Genomic DNA, 13,416 nt, shown 5'->3' with positions numbered 1-13,416 from the left:
ATGTTGATTTGGTCGCGTAAAGGCCGCGCGGCGGCGGGCGCGCTGGCGGTGACGCTTTTTGCCGGCGTTTTCCTGCTGCCGCTGGCGGTGATTTTACTCTCCAGCCTGAGTAAACAATGGAACGGCCTGCTGCCCACCGGCTTTACCTTTGCCCACTTTGTTAACGCGTTTCGCGGGGCGGCGTGGGATTCGCTGTTTTCCAGCCTGGTGGTGGGCTTCTGCGCCAGCCTGCTGGCGCTGCTGTGCGGGATGTGGGCGGCGCTGGCGCTGCGCCAGACTGGCGCGAAGCTGCAGAAATATCTTGGGCTGATGTTTTATCTGCCCAGCGCCATCCCCTCGGTTTCCGTGGGACTGGGCATTCTGGTGGCCTTCAGCCAGGGGCCGCTGCAGATGAACGGCACCTTCTTTATCGTCCTGGCGGCGCATTTCGTGCTGATCTCGGCCTTTACCTTCAGCAACGTAACGACCGGCCTGGCGCGGATTTCCGTTGATATTGAAAACGTCGCCTCCAGCCTGGGCGCTTCACCGTGGTACCGCCTGCGCCATGTGACGCTGCCGCTGATGACGCCATGGATGATCTCGGCGCTGGCGCTTAGCCTGTCGTTGTCGATGGGAGAGTTAGGGGCGACGGTGATGATCTATCCGCCGGGCTGGACGACGCTGCCGGTGACCATTTTCAGCTTGACCGATCGCGGTAATATCGCCGATGGCTCGGCGCTGACCATCGTGCTGGTGGGCGTCACGCTGCTGTTGATGATGAAGCTGGAGCGTATCGCCCGCCGATTAAGCCAGAGATAAAGAATTGATGACGCCACCAGGGCACGGGCTGACTGCCCGGCGGCGCTGCGCTTGCCGGGCCTGGGGGAAGGAGGTTTTCTGTAGGCCGGATAAGGCATGTATGCCGCCATCCGGCATAAATGGAGCGCACCAGTCGTAGCCCGGCTAAGCGTAGCGCCAGCCGGGAACGCTCCTTCAACAACGCTATCGCATCAGAACCACGCCTCAAACATCCCGCCGACGTTCAGCGAATCCAGCTGCTGGTCCTGGGTGCCGTTGACCTTCGCGGTATGCTCATTGTCCACCTGGCCGCCGGTCACGTAGAAGCGCAGCATCGGACGGAACTCCGGCCCCATGCCGATGGCGATGTTCTGCGACAGCGTCAGCTTCCAGCCGTGGTTATCCCCGCCCTGGTCGTAGTCCACGCGCTGGTAGCCGGCTTCCAGCCAGGTGGAGTGCACGTCGTTCCAGAAATACATCGGCCGCACGATGGCGCCGTAGTTCTTGCGGTTGTCGGTGTTATCCCTGCCGTTGTCGTAGTCGTGGAAGGCCAGCAGATATTCCACCTGCGCCTGCTGGGTGAACTTATGGCTGCCCTCGAAGCTGGCGTAGACCGTGGTCAGGTCGTCGGTTTTGTTGTAGACGCTGTTATCCGAGTTGTCGGAGTAGCGCAGGATCACCTTGTTCACCCCGCTGTCGTTGGTGTGGCTCAGCACCAGGCCGCCCTGCCAGGCTTCGAGGCGCGCGTCGCTGTCCACCGCCTTCGAGTCAAAGCCGTAGTTGGCGTACACCTCGACGTCAATCGGCCCGGCCTTGATGTTGTGGGTTTTGGTGGTCAGCGCGTAGTGGCCGTTGTCGCCGGTGTCGGAGCTGCCGGTACAGGTGATGCGCGACGGGTTGGTCTCGTCGGCCATCACTTCCGGGCTACAGGATTTCACCTGCGACACCGCCGCCACGTCGAACTGCACGCCGCCGATATCAAAGTTCTTCACCCCGGCGCCCTGGCCGTCATGGTTCATCCAGAAGTAGTCGTTGATCCCCTGTTGCGGACGCTGGTGGAAGTCGCGGCCGGCCCAGATATAGGCGTTGGGGTTGGATTCCAGCACGTTGGTGACGCCGACGTAGGCCTTCTTCAGGTTAACCTCGTCGCTCCAGTGGTCGAACATCACGTTAAGATCCCAGATAGCCCCCTGCGCGCTTTTGAAGGCCTTGCTGATCTGGAATTCGCCGCCGTTGCTTTCGTTGCCCAGGCGGCCGATCGCCGAGGCGCCGTTATAGGAGCCGTCGACGCCGACATATTTCTGGTCGCCGGTCTGGAAGTGGGCGCCATAGCGGGCGTAGCCGCTGAACTTGAGGCCGAACGGAATGGCCATATCCGGCGAGGCGGCGGTGGTCTGCGGGTTGGTGATCACGTCGACCTTTTTGTCGGCCGCGGCGTCGATTTTCGCCTGGCGTTCGGCCAGCGCTTTATCAACGGCTTTGGCGACGATGGCGTCGATCTGTTCCTGAGTAAATTCTTGCGCCATTACGGAAATTGGGCACAGCGCGGCGACAACCGCCATGGCTAAAGGCAGTTTTTTCACAGTATTCATGGTTATCTCGCTTTAATAATTAATATATTTCAGATAATAACCATCCCATTCTGGCTAAAATATATAGCCAAAATAAGCTGATTTGTTTTTTAGGGTACAGCGACGCCGGAGAATAATATTCTCGCAGGCGTTATTCCATATTAATTAACGCTGGTACAGATGGATTAATTCTTCTGAGAACTCGCGGGCCAGCAGCGAATTCATCAGATGATCCTGGGCATGTACCATAATCAGCGTCATAGGCTGACGCGCTTCACCGGCATCCTGCTCGATGAGCTGGGTCTGCATCTGATGCGCCCGACGGGCGTAACCGTCGGCTTCATTTAACAGTAAACGCGCTTCGTCGATATTTCCGGTTCTGGCCGCATGTAGCGCTTCAAAACATAATGAGCGTGACTGTCCCGCATTAACGATAATTTCCATTACCGCATCTTCTAATTCAATCATGTGTATTCCTGAGGTCTTTATTATTTAATAATGCAGTGAAAGTCCTTTTTCTGCATTATTACGCTGCCATCATATTATCTCTCCGGGGCGGAGAGGAATTAGCTAACGGTTTCTGCCACCGGAACGCTATTTTTGGTTTTCTCAACTTCGGTTTTCATTAAGGAACGTTCATAGGCGCGCAGGAACGGCAGGTAAATGACCGCCGACATCACCATGCAGATAAGGCACATCACTACCGGGCTCAGCGTCCAGTTGGCCGCCCACGAGGCGCCAATCGGTGCCGGCGTGGTCCACGGAGTGAGGGACACCACCTGGCTCAGCCAGCCAAGACGCGTCGCGCCGTAAGCCAGCACCGCGTTGACCATCGGTACGCAGACGAAGGGGATAAACATCATCGGGTTCATGATGATCGGCGCCCCGAACAGGATCGGCTCGTTGATATTAAAGAAGCTCGGCACGATGCCCATCTTGCCGATGGTGCGCAGATGCGTGGCCCGACTACGCAGCAGCAGGAAGGCCAGCGGTAGGGTTGAACCGACGCCGCCAATCAGCAGATAGTGATCCCAGAAGCCCTGCAGATAGACGTGCGGTAACACCGTGCCGGCCGCCAGCGCCGCCTGGTTTGCCGAGAGGTTAGCCATCCAGAACGGGTTCATAATACCGGTGACAATCAGCGAGCCGTGGATCCCAGCGAACCAGAAAATCTGGCACATCAGGACGGAGAGCAAAATAGCCGGCAGCGAGTCGGAGGCGGAAACCAGCGGCTCCAGCAGATGCATGATCGCCTGCGGCAGGATCATCCCGGTCTGCGCTTCGATAAACAGGTTCAGCGGATGCAAAGTACCAATCACCACCAGCACCGGGATAAGGATTTCAAACGAACGAGCGACGCCGGTCGGTACCTCTTTAGGCAGTCGAATGGTGATGTTGTTTTGCTTCAGCCACGCGTAGACGCGGGTGGAGTAGATGGCGGTGATGAGGGCGGTAAAAATGCCCTGTCCGGACAGATACTGAGTGGAAATTTTTCCATCGGCATAGGGCGCGGCGACCAGCAGGAAGGCCATAAACGCCAGCAGACCGGACATCACCGGATCCAGCTGAAACTGACGACCGAGGCTGGCGCCAATGCCGACCGAGATAAAGAAGGTCATTACGCCCATGCTGAGGTTAAACGGCAGCATTAGCTGTTCGCGGTAGTGCTGGGAGAAATCGAGCCAGCCGCGGGCAAAGCCGTTGGTGGTCTCGGGTGAAAACGGCGGAAAGATAAATACCAGCATGAAAGAGCCGATGATCATAAACGGCAATGCGGCAGTGAAGCCATCGCGGATAGCGATAACATATTTCTGCTGCCCAAGGCGTCCTGCCAGCGGAGTAATAGATTGCTCGATCACGGCAATCATGGACTGATACAGAGAACTCATTTCAACACCTCTCAGTGCGCCGCTGGGATCAGCGACAGAGCATAATTCAGGACGTTGTCTCCCCGCTGCATACCGTAGTCCATCGTATCGATGGGCTGAACGGGAATGTTCAGGGAAGCCGCTTTGTCAGACAGGATTTTCAACATGTATTTCACCTGGGGGCCTAGCAACACCACCTGATACTGCGGAAACTGGATGTCAAATTCGGAAACGCCATAGGCGTCAATCTGCACCGGCAGATCACGTTCATTCGCCGCCTCCACCATCTTTCTGACCAGCAGACTGGTGGACATTCCGGCAGAGCAGCACAGCATAATCTTGTACATCGACGACCATCCTCAAAATGTAAAAAGTTATTGCGTGGATGATTTGATATCAGACGGAAACCGGTTTCCATTTATAAAAAGCAGAACTGTGATAGTGGTCAAGATCTCCTGCTTATGGGGCGGATTTATTGGATTTGGCTCACATTATTCTGTCGATTTGGCGATGTTTTGCGCTGAAATGGAAAATCGGTTTCCAAACAAATGGCGAAATGGATATACTGCGCTGGTCATAATTGAAGCGATTCAGGTTTACAGGATTTTGGCGGGACGCGGCGCCCGCGCAGGGGAAAATGATGTCGACAATCAATGATGTTTCACGACTTGCCGGGGTTTCCAAAGCCACGGTGTCGCGAGTGTTGAGCGGCTCACGTGGCGTGAAGGAAGCCAGTCGTCAGGCGGTGCTGCAGGCGGCGGAAGCGCTCAATTACCGGCCAAACATGATAGCCCAGTCGTTGCTTAGCCAGTCCACCGGCTGCATCGGCGTCATCTGCGCCCAGGACAATATCAATCAAACCACCAGCTATCTCTACGCCCTGGAAAAACAGCTCAGCCAGCACCAGAAGCACCTGCTGCTGCGCTTCGCCAACACCAGCAGCGGCGTGATGAACTCGCTGGAGGAGTTAACCTGCGGGCTGTGCGATAACGTGCTGATCATCGGCGCGCGTTTTCCTCTGAATATTAACCGCCCGGACGTGGTGTTGGTGGACTGCCTCGACAGCGAGGGCGAAAACAGCATTCAGTTCGATCACGCCTTCGCCGCCGAAACCGCCTGCCACTATCTGATAAGCCAGGGCAGAAGGCAGATTGCGCTGATCCATCCGCAGAGCAGCGGCTTTGCCGATCAGGTGCTGCTGGGCTACAAGCACGCGCTGGAAAAAAACTTTTTGCCGTTTAATCGCAATCTGGTGTTTCTGGATAACACCTCGCCGTCGGTGGCGGTGCAGGAGCTGGTCAATAACGCCACGACGCTGAACTTTAACGCGCTGCTGGTGAGCGATGAGCTGCAGGCGCAGCGCGTGGTGCCGCAGCTGCAGGCGTTTAACCGCGCCGTTCCGCAAAATGTGATGGTGTTTAGCCTCGCCGGATCGTTACAGCTGCCCGGAATCCCGACTATCCCGGCGATTGAATATTCCATGGACGCGATGGCGTCGCGGATCGTCAACTGGCTGACCGAGAAAACGGACAACCCGGGCGGCAGCCCGCTGCGCGGCGATTTAATTATTCCAAAGCACTGATCGTCGCTCTTGCCCTGACCCGCCGCCGTTGGCTGCGGGTTTTTTATTGGCTGTTTTTTGTCGTATCCCTCACATTATAAATAAAACTCATATCTGTCGCCGGGTTTTCGAACCGGACAGCCTGCGTGACCTGCCTTAAGTTGAGTACGAAAGTTCCACTCAAAAAAACACTAACCAGAACATTCGTACCGCCTGCTTGAGGAAGTCACCCTATGAATCACATGAACGTTGTCGATGTGAAAGCGTGGATAGATGCCCGCCCGGTCTCGCGCTTTCAATGGAACGTGCTGCTGCTCTGTTTCATCATCATTATGCTGGATGGGTATGACGCTGCGGTGATGGGCTTTGTCGCCCCGGCGCTCATCGAGGACTGGGGCATCAGCCGGGCTGAAATGGGGCCGATTCTCGGGGCGGCTATGTTCGGCGTCGCCATTGGCGCGCTGGTGGCGGGCCCGCTTTCTGACCGCTACGGCCGAAAACGCATTTTACTCTGGTCGGTGGCGCTGTTTGCGCTGTTCAGCCTGGCCGGCGCCGTGGCGCAAAGCCCGTCGCAGCTGGCGCTGCTGCGCTTTCTCACCGGCCTCGGACTTGGCGCCGTGATGCCCAATTGCGTCACGCTGGTGGCGGAATATATGCCGGAGCGGCGTAAAGGAGTGATGATCACCCTGATGTACAGCGGATTCAACGTGGGTTCCGGCCTCGGCGGCTTTATCGCTGCCGGGTTGTTATCGCATTACAGCTGGCACTCGGCGCTGATTTTTGGCGGCGTGCTGCCGCTCGTGGTGCTTCCCTTTATGATCGTGATGTTGCCGGAGTCGGCGATGAGCATGGTGGCGCGCCGACTACCGGGCGAGCAGATCGCCAGGGCGCTTAACCGGCTTGGAGGCCAGTTTACGGCTGACACCGTCTTCCAGCTGAATGCGCCGCCCATCACGCGGAGCAGTAAAGTGGCGCAGCTGTTTCGGCATGGCTATGCCCGCGGCACGATAGCGCTGTGGCTGACCTATTTTATGGGGCTGTTCGTGATATATCTGCTGAACGGCTGGCTGCCAACCATTCTCCGCTCCGGCGGGCTGTCGCTGCAGCAGGCGGCGATGATGACCGGCTTGTTCCAGCTCGGCGGCCCGCTGGGCGGGATCCTTGTCGGTATACTGATGGATCGTGCTTCGGCGAAAGCGGTGATTGCGGCAACCTATTTCCTTGGCTGCCTGTGCCTGTTGTCCCAGGGGTTGATGGATTTCGGATCGGCGGCGCTGTCGGTGCTGATTTTTATCAGCGGGATGTGCATTAACGGCGCGCAGAACGGTCTGCAGGCCTATTCGCCAGCCTATTATCAAACCGAGATCCGTGCTACCGGCGTCAGCTGGATGCATGGTATCGGCCGTACCGGGGCTATTCTCAGCTCCACGCTGGGCGGGCTGCTGATGCTGGCCGTGCCGGGACACTCGTCGATCTTTTTGGTGCTTGCGCTGCCGGCCTGCCTGGCGGGGACCTGTATTTTGTTGCACCGTATGAATCACGCTAAGCCTCGACTCACAGAGGCAGAACTGGACGCTTTGTCATCCCCCCTGGAACACCGATAAGTGGAGTTATCTGATGGCTAACATTCTCGGCGGTATCGCCGTCTCTCATACCCCGACTATCGGCTTCGCGGTCGATCATCATAAACAGCAGGACCCGGCATGGTCGCCGATCTTCCAGAGCTTCGAACCGCTGCAGCGCTGGCTGGAGGAGAAAAAACCGGATGCGCTGGTGTACATCTTTAATGACCATGTGACCGCCTTTTTCTTCGATCACTATTCGACATTTACGCTGGGAATCGATAGTCAATATGACGTTGCCGATGAAGGCGGCGGACCACGTTGTCTGCCGCCGCTCCAGGGCAATGCGGCGCTCTCAAGGCACATTGGCGCCAGCCTGATGGCCGATGAGTTTGATATGTCGTTCTTTATGGATAAAAAGCTCGACCACGGCCTTTTCTCGCCGCTTTCGGCGCTGTTGCCCTGGGATGAAGCGCAGGGGTGGCCGACGGCGGTAATCCCGTTACAGATCGGCGTGCTGCAATTTCCGGTACCGAGCGCGCGCCGTTGTTACCGACTCGGCCAGGCGCTGCGCCGGGCAATTGAAAGCTTCCCGGAAGATATCAATGTGGCGATTGTCGCGACCGGCGGGCTCTCGCATCAGGTTCATGGCGAGCGCTGCGGATTTAATAATCCCGACTGGGATGCCCAGTTTGTTGACATGCTGGTTAATGACCCGGAAAAGCTTACCGAAATGACCCTTGGCGAATATGCCGAGCTGGGGGGAATGGAAGGGTCTGAGGTGATCATGTGGCTGGTGATGCGCGGCGCGCTATCAGCCAATGTCACCGAAACCTGGCGCGACTATTACCTGCCGTCGATGACCGGTATCGCTACGCTGATCCTTGAGAACAATGCGCGCCTGCCCCCCGTCGATACCCTGACGCGCCATCGCCAGCATATGGCGCAGCAGCTGGCCGGGGTGGAGAAACTGCCGGGAACCTATCCTTTTACCCACGAGCGCAGCCTGAATGGCTTGCGGCTTAACCGTTTCCTGCATCGGCTGATTGAGCCTGCCTGGCGCGAACGTTTTCTGCAGTCGCCTCAGTCGCTTTATGCCGAAGCCGGACTGAGTGAGGAGGAACAGCAGTTGCTCAACGCACGCGACTGGCGGGGATTGATTCAGTATGGCGCCAGTTTCTTCCTGCTGGAGAAAATGGGCGCGGTGGTCGGCGTATCCAACCTGCATATTTACGCCGCGATGCGCGGGCAGACGCTGGAGGCGTTTCAGCAAACGCGCAACCAACAGGTAACCTATTCGGTGGCGGGTAAACGTTAAACAGTCCCGTCCTGAACCTGCTGATAAATAAAACGCAACAGCGCCTGCGTCGCCGGGGAGGGCAGGCTGCCGGCGCGAAACGTCAGCCCGATACGCCGGGTGGTATCGGGCAGGGGGACCGGCAACACGCTGAGCAACCCATTGTCAGTTTCAAAACGCATCTGGCTGGCGGAAACCGCCGCCAGCATGTCGGAGTCCTGCAGCAATCCTCGCACCATCGCCGCATCCCCGGTCTCCACCGTCGGCTGGGGCAGCGGCAGCCCCAGGGTGACAAACGCCTTATCCAGCAAATGGCGCGCCGGCGCGTTGGCGCGCGGCAGCACCCATTGCGCTGTCGCCAGCTGGCTGCGCGGATCCGGATGGCGCAGCAGCGGGTGGTTATTACGCAGTAAAATCAGCATATCCTCTTCGAATAACGCCTCGCTACAGAGGTCCGGGAGATCTTCATCCTGACGCAGGGCGCCGATAATAAAATCGATATTACCTGCGCGCATATCGGCGACCAGCGACTCATACGGGCTTTCATTGGTCATGAGGGTAATACCCGGGTGCTGGGCCAGAAAGGCGGCAATGGCGGAGGGCAGTAGCCGGGTGCGACTCAGCGGCAGGGCGCCAATGCGCACGGTACCCTCCAGCACCCCTCGACGGGCGGCGAGATCGCTCCAGATGTTTTCCAGCTCGTTGAGCGCTCTGCTCACCGGGGGATAGAGCAGTTCTGCGGCAGGCGTGGGACGCACCCCTTCTGGCGTCCGGCGAAATAGCGCCGAATCCGCCCCTTTCTCCAGGACCTTCAGCGCGGCGCTGACCGCCGGCTGGGTGATCCCCAACTGTTGCGCGACGGTTTGGGTATGGTTGACGTGATAGAGCTGAATAAATATGGCTAACCGGCGGGTATTGAACAGCCAACCGGCGTCCGCCAGCGGGCCGCTGGTGCGGGTATGGTGCTTCTGCAACAGCGCCGGGATGGCCTGCAGGTCGTCAATCGCCCGCCGGGCGCGCGGCAGGATGCACTTGCCATACTCGGTGGGCACCATGCCGCTGTAATGGCGTTCGAACAGCGTGACGTTCAACGCGGCTTCAAGGTCGCGGATAGCCCGGGTTATCGCTGACTGCGTGCGGAATAAGTCATCGGCAGCACGCGAGACGCTTCCTCGCAGAGCGACCTGACAAAAAAAGCGCAGCTGCATGATATTTATGATTTTATCGTGCTTTCTCTTCAGCATTATTCGTCAGGCCTGAAATAGTGAGTGAGTCGACAACATAAATAAAAATCATAGCCTTCGCAAGTTAACGAATTACCTTCCAACGGCGGGACATGACAAGCTGAAAAAAACAACAGAGGAAGCCATCATGTCTCATCCGGTTAGCGAAAAAAGTGCCCTTGTCGTCAGCGCCCACTCGGCCGATTTCGTCTGGCGCGCGGGCGGTGCGATAGCCCTGCATGCCCTGCAGGGCTATCAGGTCCATGTGGTCTGTTTGTCCTTTGGCGAGCGCGGCGAGTCCGCCAAACTGTGGCGTAAAGGCAACATGACCGAGGAGGCGGTGAAGCAAGTCCGTCGCGAAGAGGCGCAGGCCGCCGCCGAGATCCTGGGCGCCAGCGTCGAATTCTTTGATATCGGCGACTATCCGTTGCGCGCCGATAAAGAGACGCTGTTTCGTCTGGCGGATGTGTATCGCCGTATCCAGCCCCACTTTGTTCTGACGCACTCGCTGCAGGATCCCTATAACTACGATCACCCGCTGGCCTCCCACCTGGCTCAGGAGGCTCGGATTATCGCTCAGGCAGAAGGCTATCGCCCCAGCGAGAAAATTGTCGCTGCTCCCCCGGTTTACTGTTTCGAACCGCACCAGCCGGAGCAGTGCAACTGGAAGCCTGATGTGCTGCTGGACATCACCACTGTCTGGGAGAAAAAGTATCAGGCCATTCAGTGTATGCAGGGCCAGGAGCATTTGTGGGAGTACTACACCCGCGTGGCGCTGCAGCGCGGAGTGCAGGCCAAACGCAACATCGGCATCACGGCCGCGCGCGATATCGTTCACGGCGAAGCCTTCCAGAGCATCTTCCCCCGCGTAACGGAGAACCTGGCATGAAGCTGTTAAATAAAAAAGGCCTTGTGATCCGCCATCTGCCGCGCCATGACGAGGCGGTTTTGCGCCGCTGTGAGGCGGCCGGGGTGGCGACGCTCCATGAAGCCTGGGCACGCCAGGGGCTGATGGGACCGGCAATCCGTCCGATTCAGCAGGGCGTCAGCCGGGCGGGCAACGCGGTCACGGTACTGGTGACGCCAGGCGACAACTGGATGTTTCATGTTGCGGTCGAGCAGTGCCGCGCCGGCGATATTCTGGTGGTGGCCCCGACGTCGCCGTGCGGCGATGGCTTCTTCGGCGATCTGCTGGCGACGTCTCTCCAATCGCGCGGTGTGGTCGGTCTGGTGGGCGATATCGGCATTCGCGATTCGCAAACGTTGCGGGAGATGGGATTCGCCGTCTGGTCCCGTCAGGTTTATGCCCAGGGAACGGTGAAAGAGAGCCTCGGCTCGGTTAACGTCCCGGTGATTTGCGCAGGCCAGCTTGTGCAGCCGGGCGATGTCGTGGTGGCCGACGACGATGGCGTTGTGGTGCTGCCTCACGCCCTGGTGCGTGATGTGCTCGATAAAGCGGAAGCACGCATGAGCAATGAGCTTGCGAAGCGTGAGCGGATGCGCCATGGCGAGCTGGGGCTGGATATTTACGCGATGCGCCAGCGTCTGGCGGAAAAGGGGCTGCGGTATTACGACAGCGCAGATGAGGTGGAGGAGTAAGATGGCGCAACGCGGAATTCCCTGTCTATGGATGCGCGGCGGCACCTCGAAGGCGGCCTGTTTTCTGGCTGACGATCTGCCTGCCGATCCGGTGCAACGTGATGCGGTGCTGCTGGCGGTGATGGGCTCGCCTGATCCCCGGCAAATTGACGGGATCGGCGGCGCCGATCCGCTGACCAGTAAAGTGGCGATTATCCGCCGCTCCGCACGGCCTGACGCCGATGTGGACTATCTGTTTGCCCAGGTGAACGTGACGGGGGCCTCTGTGGACTACGGCCAAAACTGCGGCAATATTCTTGCCGCCGTTGGCCCTTTCGCCATCGAGCGTGGGCTGATTCGCCACAATGCGCCGCTCACTCGCGTGCGTATTTATATGGAGAACACGGGGCAACTGGCGGTGGCAGAGATCCCCTGCGATGCCGACGGGGTCGACTACGTCGGCGAGAGTCGTATCGATGGCGTGCCGGGCAGCGCCAGCCCGATCCTGCTCCATTTTCTTGATGTGGCAGGCTCCAGCTGCGGGGCACTGCTGCCGACCGGCCGGGTCCGTGACCGTTTTGACGGCGTCGAGGTGACCTGCATCGATAACGGAATGCCGGTGATCCTGCTGCGCGCGTGCGACCTCGGTTGCACCGGCTATGAGACACGCGAACAGCTGGATAATGACGACGCGCTTAAACGTCGCCTGGAGTCGATTCGCCTGCAGGCCGGGCCGCTGATGCAGCTTGGCGACGTCAGCCAGCGCACGGTGCCCAAGATGACCCTGATCGCCGAGCCGCGACACGGCGGCGCCATCAGCAGCCGCACCTTTATCCCGCACCGCTGCCACGCGTCGATCGGCGTATTTGGCGCGGTGAGCGTGGCCAGCGCCTGTCTGCTTCCTGGATCCGTCGCGCAGGGCATGGCGCAGGTCGCGCCAGGCGCTACGCCGCTGCTCAGCGTCGAGCATCCGACAGGCGAATTTAGCGTGACGCTTCAGCTTGACGCAGACGGCGCCCTGACAGGCTGCGGCCTGTTACGCACGGCGCGACTGCTGTTTGCTGGCGAAGTTTTTATTCCGGCCCGCGTCTGGCCGCGTGAGGAGTAATGATGACGACAATCGCGTTTATTGGTTTTGGCGAGGCGGGTGGCATTCTGGCGGCAGATCTGGCCCGTGAGCATGCGGTGACCATATGGGATTGCAAGCTCAATGGCCCGGAGCGAGAGGCAATGGTCAGGAAAGCCGGTGATTCGCGCGTTCAGGCGGGGAGTTCGCTGGCGCAGGCGCTGGAGAGCGCCGCGCTGATTTTTTCTACTGTGACCGCCGGTGAGGCGTTAAAGGTCGCGCAGCAGGCCGCCGCGCTGCTGCAGCCGGGGCAATATTTCCTCGATCTCAACTCCGTGGCGCCGGAAACGAAACGGCAGGCAGCTGAACATTTTCTGCCCGGCGCCTACATTGATGTCGCGGTGATGGCGCCGGTGCCGCCGGCCCGATTGCAGACACCGTTATTGATCGGCGGGCCGCAGGCGGAGGCGATCGCGCCGCGTCTGCAGGGGCTGGGGCTGAATGCCCGCTATGGCGCCAGTACGGTGGGCCAGGTGTCGGCGATAAAAATGTGCCGTAGCGTGATGATCAAAGGTCTTGAAGCGCTCACCACAGAATGCCTGTTCGCGGCCCGTGAATATGGCGTCGAGGAGGAGGTGCTTAGCTCCTTGCATCATAGTTTCCCGTCTCTGGGCTGGACAGGCGCGTTTCCCGACTATCTGATCAGCCGGGTGGCGGAACATGGCGTTCGGCGCAGCGAAGAGATGGAAGAGGTGGTGAAAACCCTGCGTGATGTGGGGAGCGCCGGGATAATGAGCGAGGCGATCGCGAAAAGCCAGCGCCAGCTTCCGGAGCAGATGGCCGCCCGTAGCCTGAGCTACAGGCAGCTGACGCCGTTTGACTGGAAAACGCTGGTCGCCAGGCTGAAATAACC

Annotated in this window: 14 protein-coding genes; 9 read left to right on the top strand and 5 right to left on the bottom strand. The window is 59.0% G+C overall.

What is annotated here, in order from left to right; genetic code table 11:
* Complete coding sequence (gene phnV / locus ABLU50_RS24085) at window positions 1-798, top strand: 2-aminoethylphosphonate ABC transport system, membrane component PhnV (protein ID WP_087832619.1); 798 nt, start codon at window positions 1-3, stop codon at window positions 796-798.
* 191 nt (window positions 799-989) lie between these two features.
* Here phnV and ABLU50_RS24080 read toward each other — a convergent pair whose 3' ends face one another.
* The 4 genes from ABLU50_RS24080 to ABLU50_RS24065 form a co-directional block, all read right to left on the bottom strand.
* Complete coding sequence (locus ABLU50_RS24080) at window positions 990-2,369, bottom strand: carbohydrate porin (RefSeq protein WP_048326094.1); 1,380 nt, start codon at window positions 2,367-2,369, stop codon at window positions 990-992.
* 144 nt (window positions 2,370-2,513) lie between these two features.
* Window positions 2,514-2,816 carry a PTS lactose/cellobiose transporter subunit IIA gene (locus ABLU50_RS24075; protein WP_004205145.1) on the bottom strand — a complete coding sequence of 101 codons (303 nt, stop codon included), beginning with the start codon at window positions 2,814-2,816 and terminating at the stop codon, window positions 2,514-2,516.
* Between the two features lie 98 nt (window positions 2,817-2,914).
* Window positions 2,915-4,237: a PTS sugar transporter subunit IIC gene (locus ABLU50_RS24070; protein WP_004205144.1), complete on the bottom strand. Its 1,323-nt coding sequence runs from the start codon at window positions 4,235-4,237 to the stop codon at window positions 2,915-2,917.
* Between the two features lie 11 nt (window positions 4,238-4,248).
* The gene (locus ABLU50_RS24065) at window positions 4,249-4,563 is read right to left on the bottom strand and encodes a PTS sugar transporter subunit IIB (protein ID WP_087832305.1); all 315 of its coding nucleotides are present in this window, start codon (window positions 4,561-4,563) and stop codon (window positions 4,249-4,251) included.
* Between ABLU50_RS24065 and ABLU50_RS24060 the strand changes: the two genes are divergently transcribed.
* The 4 genes from ABLU50_RS24060 (at window position 4,556) to ABLU50_RS24045 (ending at window position 8,657) form a co-directional block, all read left to right on the top strand.
* Window positions 4,556-4,873, top strand: a complete 318-nt coding sequence (locus tag ABLU50_RS24060; protein WP_123811952.1) for a hypothetical protein — start codon at window positions 4,556-4,558, stop codon at window positions 4,871-4,873. The genes ABLU50_RS24065 and ABLU50_RS24060 overlap by 8 nt on opposite strands.
* Complete coding sequence (locus tag ABLU50_RS24055) at window positions 4,857-5,798, top strand: LacI family DNA-binding transcriptional regulator (RefSeq protein ID WP_004205142.1); 942 nt, start codon at window positions 4,857-4,859, stop codon at window positions 5,796-5,798. Before ABLU50_RS24060 ends, ABLU50_RS24055 begins: the two co-directional genes overlap by 17 nt.
* A gap of 212 nt (window positions 5,799-6,010) precedes the next feature.
* Window positions 6,011-7,381 (top strand): aromatic acid/H+ symport family MFS transporter, encoded by a 1,371-nt coding sequence (locus ABLU50_RS24050; protein ID WP_087832306.1) that lies wholly within the window; start codon window positions 6,011-6,013, stop codon window positions 7,379-7,381.
* Window positions 7,382-7,394: 13 nt separating this feature from the next.
* Entirely contained in the window at window positions 7,395-8,657 is a 1,263-nt protein-coding gene (locus ABLU50_RS24045; RefSeq protein WP_087832307.1) for a gallate dioxygenase, read from the top strand.
* On the opposite strand, the gene ABLU50_RS24040 is transcribed toward ABLU50_RS24045, so the two are convergent.
* Window positions 8,654-9,880 carry a LysR family transcriptional regulator gene (locus tag ABLU50_RS24040; protein WP_017900183.1) on the bottom strand — a complete coding sequence of 409 codons (1,227 nt, stop codon included), beginning with the start codon at window positions 9,878-9,880 and terminating at the stop codon, window positions 8,654-8,656. The two genes, ABLU50_RS24045 and ABLU50_RS24040, sit on opposite strands and share 4 nt — an antisense overlap.
* Window positions 9,881-10,007: 127 nt before the next feature.
* On the opposite strand from ABLU50_RS24040, the gene galB reads away from it, so the two are divergent.
* Genes galB through ABLU50_RS24020 form a run of 4 tightly spaced genes read left to right on the top strand, consistent with a single transcriptional unit; the run spans window position 10,008 to window position 13,414 of the window.
* Window positions 10,008-10,748: a 4-oxalmesaconate hydratase gene (gene galB, locus ABLU50_RS24035; RefSeq protein WP_087832308.1), complete on the top strand. Its 741-nt coding sequence runs from the start codon at window positions 10,008-10,010 to the stop codon at window positions 10,746-10,748.
* Window positions 10,745-11,458, top strand: coding sequence for a 4-carboxy-4-hydroxy-2-oxoadipate aldolase/oxaloacetate decarboxylase (locus tag ABLU50_RS24030; RefSeq protein ID WP_087832309.1), 714 nt, complete (start codon window positions 10,745-10,747; stop codon window positions 11,456-11,458). Before galB ends, ABLU50_RS24030 begins: the two co-directional genes overlap by 4 nt.
* 1 nt (window position 11,459) lies before the next feature.
* Window positions 11,460-12,545 (top strand): 4-oxalomesaconate tautomerase, encoded by a 1,086-nt coding sequence (locus ABLU50_RS24025; RefSeq protein WP_087832310.1) that lies wholly within the window; start codon window positions 11,460-11,462, stop codon window positions 12,543-12,545.
* A 2-nt stretch (window positions 12,546-12,547) separates the two neighbouring features.
* Window positions 12,548-13,414, top strand: coding sequence for an NAD(P)-dependent oxidoreductase (locus ABLU50_RS24020; protein WP_023319368.1), 867 nt, complete (start codon window positions 12,548-12,550; stop codon window positions 13,412-13,414).
* Window positions 13,415-13,416: the final 2 nt, after the last annotated feature.

The sequence above is a fragment of the Klebsiella sp. GG_Kp173 genome (assembly GCF_040062415.1).
Taxonomy (GTDB): Bacteria; Pseudomonadota; Gammaproteobacteria; order Enterobacterales; family Enterobacteriaceae; genus Klebsiella; species Klebsiella quasipneumoniae.
This window is presented reverse-complemented; position numbering and strand designations above follow the sequence as displayed.